This window comes from Chitinophaga sp. G7 BAM 1005 (genome assembly GCF_057126945.1).
Genome location: NZ_CP181478.1, coordinates 20,586 through 40,047, shown reverse-complemented (window position 1 = coordinate 40,047; position 19,462 = coordinate 20,586). Strand labels below are relative to the sequence as shown.

Annotated in this window: 15 protein-coding genes; 10 read left to right on the top strand and 5 right to left on the bottom strand. The window is 46.1% G+C overall.

Annotated features, from left to right (window positions below; all coding sequences use genetic code 11):
- Positions 1-45 precede the first annotated feature (45 nt).
- The 4 genes from ACMXI2_RS00190 (at position 46) to ACMXI2_RS00175 (ending at position 2,661) form a co-directional block, all read left to right on the top strand.
- Positions 46-1,296 (top strand): RNA polymerase sigma factor, encoded by a 1,251-nt coding sequence (locus ACMXI2_RS00190; protein ID WP_483779732.1) that lies wholly within the window; start codon positions 46-48, stop codon positions 1,294-1,296.
- Positions 1,280-1,861 carry a Crp/Fnr family transcriptional regulator gene (locus tag ACMXI2_RS00185; protein WP_483779731.1) on the top strand — a complete coding sequence of 194 codons (582 nt, stop codon included), beginning with the start codon at positions 1,280-1,282 and terminating at the stop codon, positions 1,859-1,861. The genes ACMXI2_RS00190 and ACMXI2_RS00185 overlap by 17 nt, the downstream gene beginning before the upstream one ends.
- 76 nt (positions 1,862-1,937) lie before the next feature.
- Positions 1,938-2,345: a DUF4267 domain-containing protein gene (locus tag ACMXI2_RS00180; RefSeq protein ID WP_483779730.1), complete on the top strand. Its 408-nt coding sequence runs from the start codon at positions 1,938-1,940 to the stop codon at positions 2,343-2,345.
- The gene (locus ACMXI2_RS00175) at positions 2,335-2,661 is read left to right on the top strand and encodes a hypothetical protein (RefSeq protein WP_483779729.1); all 327 of its coding nucleotides are present in this window, start codon (positions 2,335-2,337) and stop codon (positions 2,659-2,661) included. The genes ACMXI2_RS00180 and ACMXI2_RS00175 overlap by 11 nt, the downstream gene beginning before the upstream one ends.
- A gap of 54 nt (positions 2,662-2,715) precedes the next feature.
- On the opposite strand, the gene ACMXI2_RS00170 is transcribed toward ACMXI2_RS00175, so the two are convergent.
- The 4 genes from ACMXI2_RS00170 to ACMXI2_RS00155 all read right to left on the bottom strand — a co-directional run bounded on the left by ACMXI2_RS00170 (position 2,716) and on the right by ACMXI2_RS00155 (position 10,162).
- Entirely contained in the window at positions 2,716-4,470 is a 1,755-nt protein-coding gene (locus tag ACMXI2_RS00170; protein ID WP_483779728.1) for a SusD/RagB family nutrient-binding outer membrane lipoprotein, read from the bottom strand.
- A gap of 17 nt (positions 4,471-4,487) precedes the next feature.
- A complete protein-coding gene (locus ACMXI2_RS00165; RefSeq protein WP_483779727.1) occupies positions 4,488-8,036 on the bottom strand; it encodes a SusC/RagA family TonB-linked outer membrane protein in 3,549 nt (1,182 codons plus the stop codon).
- 314 nt (positions 8,037-8,350) lie between these two features.
- Complete coding sequence (locus ACMXI2_RS00160; RefSeq protein WP_483779726.1) at positions 8,351-9,502, bottom strand: FecR family protein; 1,152 nt, start codon at positions 9,500-9,502, stop codon at positions 8,351-8,353.
- Positions 9,503-9,574: 72 nt separating this feature from the next.
- Positions 9,575-10,162 (bottom strand): RNA polymerase sigma-70 factor, encoded by a 588-nt coding sequence (locus ACMXI2_RS00155; RefSeq protein ID WP_483779725.1) that lies wholly within the window; start codon positions 10,160-10,162, stop codon positions 9,575-9,577.
- Positions 10,163-10,369: 207 nt separating this feature from the next.
- On the opposite strand from ACMXI2_RS00155, the gene ACMXI2_RS00150 reads away from it, so the two are divergent.
- From ACMXI2_RS00150 to ACMXI2_RS00125, 6 genes are all read left to right on the top strand, one after another.
- Positions 10,370-11,335 carry a phosphatidylinositol-specific phospholipase C gene (locus ACMXI2_RS00150; protein WP_483779724.1) on the top strand — a complete coding sequence of 322 codons (966 nt, stop codon included), beginning with the start codon at positions 10,370-10,372 and terminating at the stop codon, positions 11,333-11,335.
- A gap of 174 nt (positions 11,336-11,509) precedes the next feature.
- A complete protein-coding gene (locus tag ACMXI2_RS00145) occupies positions 11,510-12,262 on the top strand; it encodes a CHAP domain-containing protein (protein WP_483779723.1) in 753 nt (250 codons plus the stop codon).
- 153 nt (positions 12,263-12,415) lie between these two features.
- On the top strand, positions 12,416-15,244 hold the full coding sequence (locus ACMXI2_RS00140; protein WP_483779722.1) for a S8 family serine peptidase: 2,829 nt from the start codon (positions 12,416-12,418) through the stop codon (positions 15,242-15,244).
- Between the two features lie 8 nt (positions 15,245-15,252).
- The gene (locus ACMXI2_RS00135) at positions 15,253-16,923 is read left to right on the top strand and encodes a hypothetical protein (RefSeq protein WP_483779721.1); all 1,671 of its coding nucleotides are present in this window, start codon (positions 15,253-15,255) and stop codon (positions 16,921-16,923) included.
- Between the two features lie 52 nt (positions 16,924-16,975).
- Positions 16,976-18,046 carry a hypothetical protein gene (locus tag ACMXI2_RS00130; protein WP_483779720.1) on the top strand — a complete coding sequence of 357 codons (1,071 nt, stop codon included), beginning with the start codon at positions 16,976-16,978 and terminating at the stop codon, positions 18,044-18,046.
- Between the two features lie 190 nt (positions 18,047-18,236).
- On the top strand, positions 18,237-18,893 hold the full coding sequence (locus ACMXI2_RS00125) for a GIY-YIG nuclease family protein (protein WP_483779719.1): 657 nt from the start codon (positions 18,237-18,239) through the stop codon (positions 18,891-18,893).
- A gap of 14 nt (positions 18,894-18,907) precedes the next feature.
- On the opposite strand, the gene ACMXI2_RS00120 is transcribed toward ACMXI2_RS00125, so the two are convergent.
- Positions 18,908-19,420 carry a heme-binding domain-containing protein gene (locus ACMXI2_RS00120; RefSeq protein WP_483779718.1) on the bottom strand — a complete coding sequence of 171 codons (513 nt, stop codon included), beginning with the start codon at positions 19,418-19,420 and terminating at the stop codon, positions 18,908-18,910.
- Positions 19,421-19,462: the final 42 nt, after the last annotated feature.

Below are 19,462 nucleotides of genomic sequence, written 5' to 3'. Positions count from 1 at the left end.
TAAAGAAAACCACTCTTTCATTAGAGTGGTTTTCACTGTTTTAGTATGGAAAAGGAACTCGAATCACTGAAGTATTTATTTAAGCAGGAATTCTCAAAGATGGTAGCTGTGATCAGCAAACTTTTTGGATTGCAGCATATTGAGATAGCAGAAGATATTGTGAGTGAAACATTTTTACTCGCATCGGAAACGTGGGGCGTTAAAGGACTCCCTCCCAATCCTACTGCCTGGCTTTATACCGTAGCCAAACAAAAAACACTGCATCATTTCAGAAGAAATAAAATATTCGATAAAAAAGTATTGCCAGAAATAATAGCGCGCCAGGAACTGGTAGATGATGCCGAAGCGCTGAATTTCTCGCAGGAAAATATCAAAGACAGCCAGCTGCAAATGCTTTTTGCCATTTGTAACCCGTCTATTGCCAGCGAAGCGCAGATAGGACTGGCGCTGCGCATTCTTTGCGGTTTTGGTATAGATGAAATTGCAGAAGCCTTTTTGTCCAACAAGGAAACTATTAATAAAAGATTATTCAGGGCGAAAGAAAAACTGCGCGAAGAGAAAATTAAAATGGAGCTGCCGCCGGAAAGTGAAATCCCGCAACGGCTGGATAATGTATTGCACATCATCTATCTTCTTTTCAGCGAAGGATATTACTCGCAGACACAGAACCAGATCCTGCAACAGGATCTTTGCCTGGAAGCACTGCGGCTGGGATTGATGCTCACCGCCTACGACAAAACCAACCTGCCCAAAACAAATGCGCTTATTGCCCTCATGTGTTTTCACGCTTCCCGCTTCAATGCCAGGCAGGCCGGTGAAGGCGAAGTGGTATTGTATGAAGCACAGAACGAAGCGCTGTGGGATCAGGCATTGATTAACCAGGGGATCTATTTCCTGCAGCTTTCTGCCGAAGGCAATGAGATAAGCTCCTATCACCTCGAAGCCAGGATCGCTTACTGGCACTGTGTGAAAGAGGATACGCCGGAGAAATGGGAAGAGATCCTGCAGTTATACAATGCACTGCTGATGATCAATTACTCTCCCAGTGTAGCGCTGAACCGCACTTTTGCCCTTTATAAAGCAAACGGACAGCGGGAAGCGCTGGCCGAAGCAGAAAAACTAAAGCTGGAAAATAACCACTTCTATTATGTGCTGCTCGGAGAACTGTACAAAAATATCGATAACGAAAAAGCAAAAGCTAGTTTTCAGAGAGCCTGGCAGTTAGCCAAAACCGACACCGAAAAACAAGGCATACAGGTACAAATAAATCGTCTTACTGATGAGCATACACACTAACCTGATCAACGCTATCGGGCATTTCATCCGCATGGATGAAGCCGAGCAATCATTCATTTCCTCCTTGTTTATCAGCCGGGAATATGAGAAGAATGATTATTTCCTGCGGGAAGGACAGGTTTGCCGGGAAGCGGGATTTATTGAGAAAGGATTGATCCGGTATCACAGTATCAAAGATTCCGGGGAGGATGTGACGCTTGATTTTGGAAAGGAAAATGATTTTACCTGTAACTACGAGAGCTTTCTCGACCACTCTGCTTCGCAACGCAGCATCCAGTGTATTGAGCCCACCAAAATATTGGCTATCTCCTATGAAAATCTTCAGCTGATTTACAGCACAGTAAAAGAAGGCGAAAAATTTGGCCGGCTAATTTGCGAACACTTGTATTTACAAGCCATCAAAAAGGTCAGCTCTTTTTATGGCGACCAGCCGGAGCAACGCTACCTCCACTTCATCAACAGCTACCCCGACCTGCAGCAGCGTATCCCACAGTATTATATATCTTCCTTTGTAGGCGTAAAGCCTCCTTCCTTAAGCCGGATCAGGAAAAGGCTGTCGATGTAGATTTATTAACCTGGGTGAACGAACGTGCGAAACGCGGATTTTACTTTTGTTGCATCATCATAAAACAATGTAACAAATGAAAAACACCTCTGAAAAAATCGCTTTCTACGGCACCTTATCCCTGGGGATATTGCTGGTATTTATCGGACTCTTTTTTCTCCTGAATCCCCTGGTGGCCGAAGCCGGTTTTGGCATCAGCGTGCCTGTAAACGGGAACTTCTCTTTTCATTATATCAAAGGTATCCGCGACCTATTCACCGGTATTACCATACTAGGTGTACTATGGACCGGCGAGCGACGCGCATTGGGTGTGCTGTTGCTGGCAGGAACTATTGTGCCGGTGACGGATTTGTGCCTGGTGCTTCACAACCCGGCCTATGAGGCCGGCAAACTGATTCAGCACCTGGTAGCTATTGTAATGGTGCTGGCACTGGGCGGTTACTATCTTTCTTCCACCGCTAAAAAAACATCCCATGCTCTTTAGTGTTGTGCTGCTGTTACACTTCGGATGTTTTGCAGGATACCTCGCTGTGTTGGCGGCACAATGGTCCGACTACCACACGAAAGTGCGCGACCACAAAGGATTGATCCTGGGCATTGTACTGCTGATAACCGGTATCATACTGGTGGCGCTGAAATATCCACAGGTCAATTATTACAAAGTAATACCCAAAACCGGTATGTTCCTAGTGGTAACGTTAATCAATATACGTTTTAGTAACAAGGTGTTTACAAAGACCGCCTACTATGCTTTACTGGCGTTAACACTGACTGCAGCGTGCATTGCAGTATGGCATTAAAAAAGGGAGCCAACCAATATGGTCAGCTCCCCTTTCGACTTGCATTGCTCTCTGCTATTGATAATTATAGTTATCCCAATAAGGGTTTTTTGCTCTTGCAGCGGCAGGCACCCAGAAAATCGGGCTGGTTAAATTATTTTCTCCTGCTACTTTCTTGAAGTTGTCCGGGTTGTTGGTCAGCTCAATAGTTGGATACCGTACTCTTTCCGGCATTGGCTTCCATACGGAAGTGTGCCAGGTGAATGGTTCCAGCTTCGGATGACGGGTCCTTCTCAACTCTGCCCACAGTTCATAAGGCTGGTAGAGGTTCAGGTGAATATATTTTTGCTGCATGAGGATTTCCATTTTGTCGTCCAGGGTAGCAGCCAATGTAAATTTGGCTTTCACAACATCGCCCCATGCGCTCACTACTGCAGCAGATGGTTTGGCAGGATATACCATCGCTGTTTGTGCAGGCGTCATCTGGGTTTTGGCATAGCTGCTCAGTTGATTAATGGTATACCAGAAATCGACAGAGTGTGTTACCTCATCTTTGATATGCTCTTCTGCAGTTTTACCTGTATTGGCTAATCCTTTCAATGCTATTTCTGCCAGCAGCAGATCCAGTTCTCCTAATGAACTCATATACACCGGCATCTTCGCATTTTGGTGGAAGGTAGCATGGTTGTAAGTAGATTTTGCATTGGTAGAGAAAGTAGATGCAATATTATCTGCATACGGATAATATCTTTCTCCACTGTTATACAATGCAGATTGTTCTTCTATATTAGCGGATACCCCACGATAATCCAGGTATTTGGTAGGCATAGCCAGCACCGGCAGGCGTGGATCGTCAATTCCTTCCTGGTAAGCAGGTGTACCGTAGTTCAACCTTTTCATGATGATGTTTGGTATAAAGGAAGCAAAGGTATTTTCATAAACACCCCGAATCCATGTTCCACCACCGGTAGGAACGATATCATACCAATAGAACCAGTAAAGGTCTGTTTGCGGCAAAGGCTTTGCCAATGCAGCCTGGATCAGCGGTTTAGCATATGCTTCTTCCACACCGGCAATTCTTACCAGTAATTTCAGGCGGGTAAAATTGACGAGAGACACCCACTTATTGATATCGCCGTGGAAGGCGATATCCTGCTCCGTGAAAACGGTTTTGGCATCAGCCGACATCTGCGAATAAGCTTCGGGGAGCTCATCTACAATAGTTCCCAGTTCCTGTATGATAGATTGGTAGATCTCTTTCGGATCATCATATTTAGGGAAGAGATATTTAGGTTCTTTTTTTGCTCCCTGGAAAGCATCTGAATAAGGAACCGAATTAAAGAAATCTACCAGCTTGGCACTTTGGTAACATTTGATAAAGCTGACCAGTTTCAGGTACACATCTCCATCCTGTTTTAATTGCCCGGTACGTGCATTCACGGAATCGCTGATCACTTCGTAATTCTTCAACCGGGTATAACTGTGCTGAAAGAAAGATTGCCCGTTGACGGGAGAATCATCGAAACCATTACCGGTGGTTAGGTCGTTGTATGTGGAGAACCAGTCGTAGCGGTAAGATACAAACCGTTGCGCCACCTGTTCATAGCCGGTGATGCTGGTACCGCCGTTGAGCAGGTAATACCACTCGCCGTAGTCCTGTGCAAATATTTTATTGTTTGTAAGCACGCCGGTGAATAAGCCGGGCACCACATCTATAGTACTGCCGGTGGAGAGCTTGTCCTTGTCGTAGAACCGGTCTTCCAGGTCTTTTTTACAGGCTCCCAGGAAGGAGGCAGAGAGCAGGAAAATATATAAGTAAGCTTTTTTCATTTTTTTCAGTTTATACATTAGAAAGCAACATTTAACCCCAGGGAGTAAGTCCTTTGGGAAGGGTAGATGGTATTTTCCACGAAAACATCCGCGCCCAGTGCTCCTTCCGGATCAATATTGGGAATAGATTTGTAGAGATAGAACAGGTTACGGGCTGCTGCGGTGACAGTGAGCCTTTGCATTCTTATCCTTTTGGAAATTTCCGCAGGTAATGTATAGGAAAGCGCTACTTCCCTCACTTTGATGTAATTGTTTTTGAACACGCGATCCGGCGGGAAAGAGGTAGCCAGGTCGTTCGCGTAACTTCCATAATAGGAAGAAGCGCTGGTGATGATATCGTTGGTAATATACTTACCATTATCATCTATTTTCATACCTGGCAGGATCAAACCATCATGATACACATGCCCATCTTTAGACTGGGCCGGAGCTGCCTGTGAATGCTGCCACGGAACGTTCTGCTCGTTGCTATTGATGTAGTAAGCCAAACCTCCGTTTTCTTCATCGCGGTATTGCATGGTATTTTCCAGCTGACCTACACCTGTTAAGCGGTTGTTGGTATAACTGAAAATAGTACCGCCGTATTTATAATCCAGCCCGATGCGGAAATTGAAGTTCTTATACTGGAAGTCGGAGATAAACCCGCCGTATACTTTTGGCATTACATTACCAGCTACGGTTGATTTCTGATCATCGAGAATATAGATGCCATTGGCGTTGACTACTTTATTACCTGCTTCATCACGTTTATAATCGTTCATTACAATTTCGCCATACGGGCGGCCTTCATCTGCATGAATAGATGCTGCGGCGCCATTGATCAGGTTACTGAAAGGATAATTGGTAACGCCTGGGTACAGGTCTATTACTTTTGATCCCTGGCTGGCGGCATTCAGTGTGAGGCTCCAGCGATAGTTTTTACCTACCAGGGGAACACCTGTTAATGCCAGTTCAAAACCCCAGGCTTTTACATCACCCGCGTTCACAATCATTCCGGTAGAACTGGAGGCAGAAGAAATAGGTAAACTGATGATCTGGTTGTAGCGGTGGTTGGTGTAGAAGGAGAAATCGAGGATCACCCTGTCCTGTGGCAGGAAGGTGTTGTTGATACCAATTTCAAATTCTCTTTTACGTTCCGGTTTCAGGGCGCCCGGTAATAATTTGTCGGGTGGTGAAACGGAGTTGGCGCCTGTACTGGGGAGACGGGAGTATCCATACAGGTTATTGGCGAAATAACGGGTGGTACCGTTACCTACGTCTGCCCATGATAATCTCAGCTGTCCGCTGTTTACACCGGCAAGCTGAAAACGTTCTGTATAATTCCAGGTAAGTGCGGCGCCCGGATAAAAGTACTTATTGTTTTCCGGAGGAAGGGTAGAGTTCCAGTCCTGACGGCCCTGCAATTCCAATGTAAATTCATTCTTCCAGGACAACGCTGCTGATGCCAGCAAGCTGTATAATACGTCAGATCCTCTTGTATAGTTTCTGAGCAGGTGTGCATTGTCTGCACTGGGTGTACCCAGTTGATTGGAGAAAGAATACCAATCCGGGAAAGTAAGACCGCCAACGGTGTTGGTGGCCAGGTAATCTACATTACGCAACCGGTATACACCGCCGCCAAAAGCAAATAAACGGAGATCGTTGTTCAGGAATGACTTATTGTAGTTCAGTAACGCCTGGTAAGTTTGGGTAGTAGCGTTTTCTTTTGCCACGCCAAAGCTTCCTTTGTCTACCGTTGGAAGCAGCCTGGTTATGCTTACCTGTGTGTTATAGTTGGTGTTATCATAATCCAAACCTGCCTGTCCTACAAGGAAAATATTCTTTGTAAAGTTCAGTGTTACTTTGGCAGAGGTGATCATGTGGATGTTTTCATCCTTGTAGCGGTTCATTTTGGTGTTCCACATGTATTCGCCAAGTTTGGTAAATGCATCGGATACACGTGCATTGGAAAGATCCCTTTTATAACCGGTGGCATCTGTATAGTAAGGATATATCAGGTTATAATCATAATCGACCGGGTATCCCCATGCTACCGGCCCGTCATTAGAAGAACGGCGGTTTTGGGTAGAGATGCTGTAAATATTGGAGATCACTTCAAAGGAAGCCAGTTCGGATGCTTTGATATTACCATTAAAGCTGAAGGAGTTCCTTTTCTGCCAGGAATTATCACCGGAAATATCCTGGTAATTATAGTTGGTATAAGAAGCCCTGATACTGCCTTTTTCATTGCTGCCGGCAATGGCTACGTTGGCTGAAGTAGAGTGACCGTTCTGGAAGAGCGACATGAAGTTATTCGCATGTGGCGAATTCTTCACCATAGAGCTGTCGTAGAACATCACATTGGCGCCATCGAAAGCAGGACCGAAGCTGAAGCGCTTATTGGGCAGCATGCGGGTTTTCACGCCATTGATGGTTTCATAAGTGGTATCATAGAGGTTCTCGCCTAAACCGTATTTGGTTTGCAGCTTCAGGTAAGATACCGGTTGTTCTATGGTATGTTGTATGTTACCGGTCATACCAAATCCTTTCACATTGCGGCCGTTTTTAGTGGTAATGATCATTACGCCGTTGGCGGCATCACTACCATACAATACGGTGGCTTTGGCGCCTTTCAGGATGTCGATCGATTCGATGTCGTCCGGGTTGATATCGTTGATACCGGCGCCATAGTCGAATCCCTGTCCTACATCACCACCTATCTGTGTTTTACGGTCGCTCAGGATAACGCCGTCTACCACAAACAGGGGTCTTACGTTCTGATCGGGGTTCATACTGGCTGCGCCGCGGATATTGATCCTTACGCCACCCTGCGGACCGGATGCGCCCACGTTTACGCCTACGCCGGCTGCTTTACCGTACAGGGCGAGGAATGGGTTCATGGTTGAACCGGCCTTCGTAAGTTCATCACCTTTGATGGTACTGATTGCGTATCCAAGTGTTCCTTTCGGACGTTTGATACCGAGGGCGGTTACCACCATTTCATTTAACCCGCTGGAGGCGATGGAAAGCGTTACGTTCAGGAATGTGGAAGTTCCGAGGGTAACGGATTTTGGTTCGTATCCTACGGAGGTGAACACCAGTACTACATTGCCTTCCGGCACATCAAAACTGAACCGGCCCTGTACATCTGTAGTGGCGCCTGTTTTGGTGCCTTTTACGAGAACGGTAACACCTGGTATGGGCGTGCCTGTACTGTCTTTTACCAAACCGCTTATTTTACGGAGTACTACTTCCGGTATTACGATGAAGGGAGTGGTATTTTCCAGTCTGATATCTTTCTCTTTTACAGCGATAATTTTGCCGATCACTTCATAACTGAAGGGCTGATTTCTGAAGAGCAGTGCCAGTACTTCTTCCAGCGAACCATTCCGGATGGAGATATCTACCGGCTTACTTTTCGTAAGCATAGCATCTTCATACCAGAACTTATAACCGGATTGTTTTTTTATTTCTTCAAATACTTTCTGGATCGGTGCGTTCTTTTGCGACAAGGTTATCTGTTGCGACAGAGATTTGGCGCTGATCTGCAAACAAACTACCGTTAAGAGGATAGCCGTAATTTTCATTTGCTTAATCAGTTGTTTTTTTATCCTCAGATGGGCGCCTGATTTTCGGAATGTCAGGACGCGATCTTTGATGGTTGATAATAGCCCGGGTATATAGACGGGCTTTGCATGACAATTAGATTGCATACATTTGTGGTGTTTGGGTTTAGATAATTCTTGATTTCTGATAAGTATTGATGTCAGGTACCAGACCCAGGCTTTTTTCCAGGGGCGGGTGAGATCGCTCCTGGTTTTTTATGCCGGTTCCTACCACGCGTCATTCAGGGACCTTTGTTCATGGTAATAGCATTTGGTTGATATAATAAATAAGATACTTACGGCATAACGATCAGCTTACGTTGTTCCATTTTAAAATGGATCCTGCTGATTTCCAGTAATCGTAGTAATTCAGACAGGTTAGCGTCTCTCGGAATATCTCCTGTGAAGCTGCGGGCTGGTATAGGGCCGCTGTATACCACTTCTACATCGTACCATCTTTCCACCTGCCGCATGATTGTTTTGATGTCTGCACTTTTAAAAGAAGTAAGTCCGTTTTTCCATGCTACCGCCAGGCTTACGTCGGCTTTTTCTATTACTTTCATTTTGCCGTTTGGTTCCAGTAGTGATTGTTCTCCCGGTTTTAATAAACTGGAGGCATTGGCCTGACTTACCTTTACGGCGCCTTCCAGCAGGGTAGTTTTCATGGCTGCTTCATCGGCGTAAGCCATTACATTGAAGCTGGTGCCCAATACCGCGATACTGGCGTTATTTACTGATACAAAAAATGGCTGGCCGGCATTCCCGGCTACCTCAAAGTAGGCTTCTCCACTCAGTTCCACGCGACGTTCCTTTCCAACGAAGGCAGTAGGGAATTTCAGGGAAGAAGCGGCATTCAGCCACACTTTTGAGCCATCCGGCAGTTCCAGCTGGTACTGTCCCCCTTTGGGGGTTTTTAATATATTATAGGCTATACTATTGGCAGATGTCTGCCTGTTTTGGTCGTATTTCAGCATTCCCGGACTCACATGTAAATTTACATTTCCCTGTTTGGCCAGTGTACCATTCAGAGAGCTATCCAGCGCTATCACATTCCCATTCGCCAGTGTGAGCATGGCTTTTGTACCTCCGGGGCTCACATCTTTTTTTATATTTTCTGTTACCGCGGGTGGTAACTTGCCTGCTTTCCGTGTTCTGGTGGCCAGCAGCCAGGCGCTGGCAGCAACAATTAATAATAATGCGGCTGCGGCCCAACGCTGCCAGTAAACCCGTTTAAGCGGCTGCGGCGCCGGTTCCCGGCTTAGTTGGGGCGAGGGAAAAAATATTTCCTCTTCCTCACCCGACTGTACCCAGGCTTCTTCGATCAGCAATTCCAGCTGCGTTTGATTATCTGCCGCATTTAAAAAATCACTTAACTCGGACTGTTCCGCCCGGGTGATTGTTTTACCCGCATATTGGCTAAGCAGGTAGCGCAACCTGGTATTATCCATTAGCATAGATTGATTCTACACTATAAGACAGCAACAGGTATAAAAAAGAGGTAACGGGGTAAGAAAAAAAATTTAACCCCTGAAAGGGGTGGTCAGAATAAGCATCAGCAAATTGATTTCCGGGTGCGCCATTGCATAGCTCCGGATGGACCGGAGGGCCAGCACCATGTGTTTTTTAACTGTTTCCAGAGAGATGGCCATACGCTCCGCAATTTCGGCCTGACGAAGACCTTCATCCCTGCTTAAAAGATATACTTTCTGACGCTGGGCCGGCAGCTCAGAGATGGCCTGGTCTATAATGCGACGGTAATCTTTAATAACAGTATCATCTTCCTGGTTGTGGGTAGCCACCACACTGATTTCCCACGCCTGCTTCCGGGCCAGTTCCCGTCCCAGCTTCTTCAGAAAAGATAAACTATAGTTCCTGGCTACTGCATAGAGATACGGATGAAAATGTTCTACCTGGCTTAACTTATCCCGTTTTTCCCAAATCCGGATAAATATTTCCTGTACAATCTCTTCCGCCATCGGTTTAGATCCCGTAAGCTGCATAACAAATGCTCCCAGCCTGTTTTGGTAGGTATGGAATAAGTGTGCAAAGGCAGCCTCATCGCCCTGCGACACCCTGAATAGTAAATCTGGTTCACTATTTAATTGCACGGTATTCAAAATAAATTTAAGTGCTTCCCCCGAAGCTAATCTGGTTGATATAGCATAAAGATATGCATTCCTCTCCTCATAAAAAATCACACCTTTCAGCCACCTGCCGGAAATGTAATTCCCATCAGTGATTGTTAACCAACAATTAATTTCTATTGCAATGAACCAAACAGGATTCTCCTGTATTTTTAATATAAAATATCTACTATGAACCTAAAAACCCTTTTCATGGCTTTGGCCATCCTGTCTCTTTTTGGCTGTAAGAAAGACCTGGTAAACCCAAATGCTGCAGCCGGCAGTGAAACATTGAAAAATACCACTGTTACCAGCACCTTAAACGTAACCCTTCCCGGATGGATGAGCGCTATTGCAGACAATACCAGTCTCACCAGCCTGTCTATTCCCGGCACACACGACAGTGGCGCCCGCGTGGAACCCATTGGCGGCACCGCCAAATGCCAGAACCTCAGCATCCGCGAACAGCTGGATGCCGGTACCCGTTTCCTCGATATCCGTTGCAGGCACATCGGCGATGCCTTTGCCATTCACCACGGTTCTATTTACCAGAACCTGAACTTCACAGATGTGCTCACCGCCTGTTATGATTTCCTGGCAACCAATCCTTCAGAAACGATTGTAATGTGCGTAAAAGAGGAGTATGATCCTACCAATAACACCCGCTCCTTTGAGCAAACTTTCGACAGCTATACACAGCTGCAACCTGCTAAATGGTACCTGAGCGATGTAGTGCCTAACCTCGGCCAGGTAAGAGGCAAAATTGTGCTGCTGAGACGATTTGGCGCTTCCAGCACCCCCAAAGGTATTGAAGCCACCAACTGGGCCGATAATACCACCTTTTCTATCAATAACACCAACTCCTCCCTGCGTGTGCAGGACCAGTATGTTGTGCCTGATAATAACACGAAATGGACAGGCATTACCAATCTGTTTACGGAAGCAAAAAACGGCAGCCAGTCGGTACTGTACCTCAATTTCACCAGTGGATATAAATCGCTGATCTTTGGTATTCCCAGCATCACCACTGTTTCCAATGCCATTAATCCACAGATCAATACTTATTTCACCAATAACACGCATGGCAGATATGGTATTATCCCAATGGACTTTGCCACTTCCGACAGGAACACGCTGATTATTAATACCAATTTCTAAAGATATAAATGGAAAGGCCGCTTCATCCGGGATGAGGCGGCCTTTTTTTAAAGTGCCTGGAAGTTGTTATCTTTAGATACCCCCGGAAAAGATTCATCAGACAGCTATCCCATTAACAGTTTAAAACCATTGTGAAATAATATTCTTACCCCAATATTTTAAAAATCAATTGTTATGAACTACCCCAACAAAGTAATTAAGGCTGGCGAAAAAAACAGCCAGATTGTAAAAGCAATTCAACAAAGACTGATTGAACTCGGCATCGGCACTTTGCAGGGCACAGGCGCCTTTGGGCCTAAAACTGTGTCTGCCGTAAAACAATTCCAGGCCATGCACCGCGACCGGTTTGGTAATCCGCTTATAGTGGATGGTGAAGTGGGCGCCATTACCTGGGAAGTGTTATTTGACGACGGCGTACCGGAAGAGCATGAAGCGCCTAATACTTTACTTGCAAAAGCAATTGAAATAACGGAAAGCCAGATTGGCGTGATGGAAGTACCTCCCGGCAGCAACCGGGGACCACAGGTAGAAGCCTATCTTGCCAGTACCAATACGCCTCCCGGCAACTATTGGTGCGCTGCCTTTATATACTGGTGTTTTAAAAAGGCTACGACAGATCTGGGTATTTCCAACCCGGTTGTTAAAACAGCCGGCTGCCTCGATCACTGGAACAGAACCCGGGCACTGAAAATCACTACTGCAAAGGCGATCAATAATCCCTCTCTCGTAGTTCCGGGCAGCATCTTTATTAAAAGTCATGGCGGCGGCTTCGGTCATACGGGTATCGTAACTGCTGTAAACGGCGGCTTTATTGAAACCATTGAAGGCAATAGCAATCCCAATGGCAGCAGCAATGGAATTGGTGTATTCCGGATAAAATTCAGGAAGATAAATTCTATCGAAAAAGGGTTCATTATTTACGGATAATATTTTCATATTTCCGGGCAGCCGGCCCGCGCTGTCCGGGAATATCATTTCATAACAAAAAAGATATTTCAAATAATCTTTTATTCTTTCTTTTTTGATTAAATTCATGAAAGAAAACCGAAGCGTACTACCCCAAATAAACACCCTCAATAAATGATACCTCATTGGAAAGTTATCCAGGAAGTAGCAAATCGTTTTGGCGACCGTCAGCCACAGTTTGAAGCCGCCGAAAGAAAGCTATGCGCGTTACGGGATGCCAATCAGCCTTTAGTACAACTGGAAGATAACCCTACACGGGTGCAATATCGCGTGGCCCGCGAAAACACGCCACTGGTGGCAACAGCGCTGGAACGGATTACAGGCACGGCCGACTTCCAGGACAAATATGTGCTGGACAGGTTATCTGAAATGTCGAAGGCGGTGTGCCGTATCTTAAAAGGCGGTTCTCCCATAGGCACCGGCTTCCTCGTAACAGAAGATATCCTGCTGACCAACCATCATGTGATTGAATCAGCAGATGATGCTGAAGAGATGATTGCAGAGTTTAACTATGAAGTAGACGCTACTACCAAAGCGCTGAAAAGAAGCGCTTCCTTTAAACTGGATGCCCGCAAGTTTTTTATGACCTCCAGCCTGGAAGTAAGTAAAACCACGCTGAACAGCGGCCTCGACTTCACCCTGATAGGAGTGAGCCTCACCGGCACTTTCGGCGAGCTGCTGTCACAGTTTCCACCCATCCGTCTTGATGGCAACATCGGCAAAATCATCAAGGGAGAATCCTGTGTAATTGTGCAGCATCCCAATGGATTGCCCAAAAAGGTGGTGCTGAAAGATATCCGCTTCTTCTCTGAAACAGGCACCCGTCTCGTATATGAATCGGATACACTGCCCGGTAGCAGCGGCTCCCCGGTATTTGGAATGGGTACCTGCGAAATCATTGCCCTGCATCACAGCGGGCTTTCCCGCACAGATGATCAGAACCGGGTACTTACCCGGAGTGGACAGCTGGCCACCCCTGGAACACCGGACGATGAAATTGACTGGATCGGCAATGAGGGTATTAAAGTGAGCGTAATTGTAAGCGCCGTGCGGGAAGCCACGTTAAGTCCGGATATGGAAAAGAGCCGCCGCGCCCTACTTAAAGATACCGACAATATAGCACCGCAGTTAAAGCAGGCATTACCCAACCAGGCCAGCGTCAGGAGCGGTGTGGCCGATGTAGTTACAGCTGCCGCTGTGAGCAATAACAGCATTCCTTCCAATGTTCCCGATATTACTTCATCTCCCAAAGAAAATACTATGGATGTTCCATCATCTCCCAATATCAGTACTCCCACTGCATTTATCATATCTGCGCTGAATAAACCAGAAACGGTACTGCAGATAGAAGCAGTATTATCTGTAAAATATCCACCGGGAGTGAAGCTGTCGCTACTTACACCCGCTACCGCCGTTGTTGGCAAAGAAGAGCTGTTTACATTTTCTACCAACTTCAGTGGCAATGCGCATGAAGAAGCAGGAAAACTGGCACAGGTACCGGGAATATTTTATGCAGAAGCAGACCTGCCTTTATACCTGAATGCCGATACCGTTAACATTATCAGGAAAGGTGGCGGCCCGACCGAATCCGGCTTCCTCTTTGATGATGGTTATGGTACGCCCAACGAAGATGCTTTCCTGAAAAATTATACCGTAACGGCTGTCAGCAAATTTGTTGCCGGCCGGAAAACAGAAGAATACCGGCGCTGGAACTGGTATGCCACCGGGTTTGATAAAATATTACTGACACAGCAAACGCCCGCATCGCCCCATGAAAAAGGCATCCGGGTGGTGCAGTTTGATACCGGCTATACCGACCATTCAAAAGTAGCCGGCGCATTTGATACCGACAACGATTATAACTTCCTCGACAATACCAATAACGCGCTGGATTTGCGTACCATATCGCCGGGAAAGCAACCCGGCCACGGAACCCGCACCGGCAGCCTGTTAATAGGCCACGACTATTCACCTGCAGCAGGTAATGGCAACTGCGGATTACTGGCTCCCGATAATTACAAGCTAGTTCCATTTCGTATAGCCGAAACTGTTATTATCATCAACAGGCAGCAACAACTGGCTGCAGCACTGGATGCCGCCATTGCGCAGGGTTTTGATATCATTACCATGAGTATGGGTATTCCTCCTACGCTTACCACTGCGCGGCTGGCAAAAAAAGCGTATGAAAGCGGCGTGATCTGGTGCTGCGCAGCGGGCAACAGCGTACAGGCGGTAGTAGCGCCAGCCGTATTTCCCGGCACCATTGCGGTAGCGGCGTCTAACCCGCTGGACAGGGAATGGACCGGATCATCAAGAGGAGATACCGTAGATATTACCGCGCCGGGAGAAGATGTGCTGGTACCCATCTGGCAGGCAGAAGGCGATCACCACGAAGGTTTTGCCTATGGCGATGGCACCAGCTACGCCACACCACATGTGGCTGCTGCGGCAGCATATTGGCTGGCAAAATACCAGGACCAGCTCCGGGCTCCGGAATATGCAGGATGGAAAAGAGTAGAAGCCTTCCGGCAGGCACTGAAGGACTCCGCGCGTAAAAGCGATCAACTGCCCACGAAAGGTTTTGGCAGTGGTATCCTCAACGCAGAAAAACTTTTAAACACCCCCCCCAAACCTGCCAACAAATTAAATAATCAATACAATGGCTGGAACGAAAGTGCTTTCCTGAACTCGCTACAGGGCTATGGCGAAATAGTAAAAACATACTGGAACAAACTTCATAATGCCATCTTTGGTACAAGAAGAGGTAACCAGGAATCGCTCACCGCTATTTCCGCTCCAATGTCTGACAATGCGCGGGCGCTGGAAAGCGCCACCTTCGGAAAAAGCAGAGGCGCCTATGAAAGCACCACACCCGCCACCTATCCGGATTTACTGCAACGGTTTAATACGGTCCAGTCTATTATTGAAAATGCCGCTAAATAAGTGACCCCATGACAAACAAAATATTCGACTTTCATTTCCACCTGCTGTTCAAACATTATCTCAGCAATGGCACCCCTATAAATGAACAGGTAAAAACCACCGGCGTGGCCAGTTTGCTGAACGATCTTTTCGGCGGACCATTCAACAGCCAGTCGTCGCCCGACCAGGTGAAAAACAGCCAGCTCTACCTGGGGGTAGCTTCTATTATCAGCCTGGAACATGCCTTTGCCCGTAGAATTCTGCATGTTCTCGGCATCGACTTCTCCCATATACTACCTTTAAATAAAGAGATCGTAAATAAAACCAGGGACGGCAAAACAAGCTACTACGCGGAGTTTCAGCAACAGGTAAAAATGTACCTGGATAGTAAAGCCATACTTGAAGCGACGCCTTATCACATAAAATATACCGGTAGAAAAGATTGGGAAGGTAAATCCGTACAACAAATAACAGATGCGCTGAATAATGATGACACACAACGATACCTCATCTTTTCTATAGAAGGCGGTCATAATTTATCCGATGTTCCTATCCGTGGCGCCGCATTATCCAGAACGCCGGAACTGAACCTGAAAGATATCCAGGACAACAGTGAACTGGATTTTATCAGTATTAATCTCTGCCACCTTAGCTATATCCCGGAACAGCCGCTGGGCGGGTTTGCACAGGGGCTTAACAAGCAGGCCCAGGTGGCATTCAGCAGCGAGGACTTCATGCCCAAAGCGGGTCTTGGGCTTACGCAGTTGGGTAAAAAAGTGATACGCCAGGCCCTGCTGCATGAAAAGCGACCGGTGTTGATTGATCTGAAACACATGAGTGTGTACACACGGTTTCATTACTACCGTTACCGCGAATCGCTGATCAATGAAGCCCCGGTAGTAAACAGGCTGCCGATCATCACCTCTCATACAGGGTTTACGTTTACTTCACTAAATAATTATCTCGCTAAAAAACAGTTCAGATCCACCACAGGTCAGCAGGATGGCGTATTTGTGAGTATCGTGGAATCCGAAAACCGGAAAATCGGAAAAACAAACGACAGCATCAATAGCGGCCTTTATGGTAATCCCTGGACCATCAATTTATTTGATGAAGAAATCATAGAGATCATGGGCTCACGGGGAATGATCGGTATCAGTCTTGACCAGCGTATTCTCGGCGCCGAAAAAATGGTTGACAGCAACCGGCCGGAATATTTTGATCCTGAATACATTGCCAGGGAAGAATGGGAAAAACTTTTCAGAGACGGACAGCTTCCGGGCGCAGAGAAATTATTTGATTTCCTGAACATCCCGTCGAGGGCGGAGCGGCACCTGATGCTGTTGTGCCTTCACATTATTTACGCCGTGAGGATCGGGAATGCCGGCATAGGATGGGAACCAGGCACTTCACCGTGGGATCATATCTGTATTGGTTCTGATTTCGACGGACTGATTAATCCTATCAACCGGATAGATAATGTCCTGAAGTTATCTGACCTGCCAGCCGGCCTGAAAAAATATTTACCTGTTGCCGATAAATATCTGAATACAGGAGATAATAACAATACACGCTCACTTCGCTACAATACAACAGACGGATCTCTCGATATGAATTATCTCGACGAAGTGATCGGGAAGTTCATGTACACCAACGGGTTAAATTTTACTGCGAGATATTTGAGCAACTGGGAAGAATAGCGCAATATTTTATCATTAAGAAATTATCTGTATATTAGTATACGCCCGGCAGATGAATCTCTATCACATTTTTCCCTCCACCTCAAACGTCCCTCAGATGTTCTCTCCTGTTAATGAAAAAAACAAGGCTGAAATTCCATCCCGCGCGATGGCTAATGATATGCATAGCAGCGGTGGAATAAGTTTACCCGCCCCGCCCCTGCAATTGAGGCAGAACGTAGCCGTGAATAACGACAAAGGATTGGAACACGAGGCCGATGTGATGGGAACCAAGGCCCGGGATTTTCATCACAGCCAACCGGATTCGCCGGTTGCTCAGCAAAAAACGGTCGCCAATCCGGTAGTACAAAGAGTTTCTATGGATACCCTGATGGAGGTTGCCAAATTGCTTGGTTTAAAAATTTCCGAAAATTCCACAACTGTTATTATTGTGGCAGCTATTGCATCAGCTATCGGGCTCTCATACGGCATAACCTGGGGGCTGCTTTCAGCAGGACTGGGTTTAACCGGGGTAGCGCTTTATCAAAAACTGACGCAGGCTAAGCCGGAAATTAATACTGAAGTTAAGGGGCTCAGAAAAACGGGCGATGGTTTTGTCGATGAAATTTCTTCTGCAGATAAAAATACAACAACGCTGAATTTAGTAAAACCTGTTTTCCCGAATGACTGGTCATCAGATGTCCTGCTCAGGTTTCATAGTCTTAATACCCTTATCTTTAACAACCCTACATCCGGTACTCCACCTCCGAAGGATAAGTTCTCAGCGCTGTTGACGCTGCCAATAAAACACCTGGAGTTGATAAGAGCGGAATTTATGGATGAAGCCTGCTATCAAACGCTCGGAAAAATGAGGAGCCTGCAGTATTTGAGCCTTGCGCGAACTATTACCAGCGAGAAATCACCCGGTGAAGCCACCACCACCACCGCTTCAGATGGACAACGCGAGCTCAGAAAGGTAACGACACTGGCGGGTGGGGTTTTGAATGCACTAAAAGACCTCATGGAGAATGGATTGAAAACACTGGATCTCAGGTGGTGCAGCGCCCTCACTGAAGAAAATAAAACTGCGTTGAAAAAAATAGCGGCTCAGCACAAAGTAGCGCTTATGCTTTCGGAGAAGTAAACTCAAAACCAAACTGCCCATCTTTACAACTCAAACCCTTGTTTAATAACTACACCGGGCGCGTGTGCTGTCCCTTCATGCGCCATACACGCATCATATTATAAATTAAGATGATTATTCCATTTTGTATATAAGAATCATAGTCGTAAATTGATAACATAATTATCACCAGCAAGCGCGAAATCACCTCATGGAGCAAGTACAAATTGGTAAGTGTGTGTACATTCTGAACACAGGTAAAAACCTGTATAAGATCGGTAAAACGCAGGACCTGCATAAGCGGCTGGCGGCTTATCATACACACCTGCCCGTAATGTTCCGTGTTATCAGGCAGTATGCGGCATTGAATATGACGGACCTGGAAGAGAGCCTGCATATTGTTTTTCAGCATAAGCGTGTGAAAGGCGAATGGTTTGAACTCAATAAAGACGACCTCATCATCTGCGATAATATTGCCCGGAACTATGCCCTGCAGGCATTACAGAAACAGCACCGGAAATATACTGACATCGCTTTCAGCGACAATCCCCTGTTACAGGTAATGGAGGCCAACGAAAAATACCTGCAGGATTATTCCAGGATTACCGATGACATTAAGCTCGGACTTAATAACGACGAGGTATTTGAGCTTCACGAGGGCACAGTGAATAAATCCATTATTGAAACTGTGAGGCGCTTGATGAGATACCGTACCCCCAATTCGGAATTCCTCGGCAAATGGCTGCGGGTAGTAAACGAGCTGAGTGATGGCGTCAGTGAAAGTACCATTCTCCAAAAATACAAGGGCCAGATCAGCCGTTCAACAATACAAATGATCAAAAGAATATTGCGCAATCAGTTGTATTGAGCCATGCAGCTCATTCAACTTTCTTTACCACTGTTACTCCATTTAATAACAAAACTATCCGCCGGATACTTTTCCTTCATCATGTTGCGTATTCCTTCACACCAGTCGATAAGAAGTTTCTTTTCAGGTGCTGTTAATCTGGCATTTGTGTGAAGGATGATATAAGATGACAATGGCATTTCCCCTTCATTTACCATCTCGGCGCTTTCTCCAAGTTTTTTATACTGCCGGGAAATTGGATTGTTGGTGAATTCGTTAAAATTAAGATGACGTTTTCCATCCTTCACATGTTTGCTCATCCACCAGGCTACCGGCTGAATTTCGGAATACCAGGGATAAACAGTATTGTTACTATGACAGTCATTACAGGCCCGGCTTAATATATCCTTTACTTCTGCGGAAGTATTGTAGGCAGTTGTTATATCATAGGGCTGTGCCGAAGGAGATATATTTCTTGCAGGACGATAAAACTGTATCAAAACAGCTATCAGTAATATTATCCATAGGATGATCTTCTTACTTTTCATATCAATTTAGTCTTGGATATACTATTTTATGGTATTTGAGCT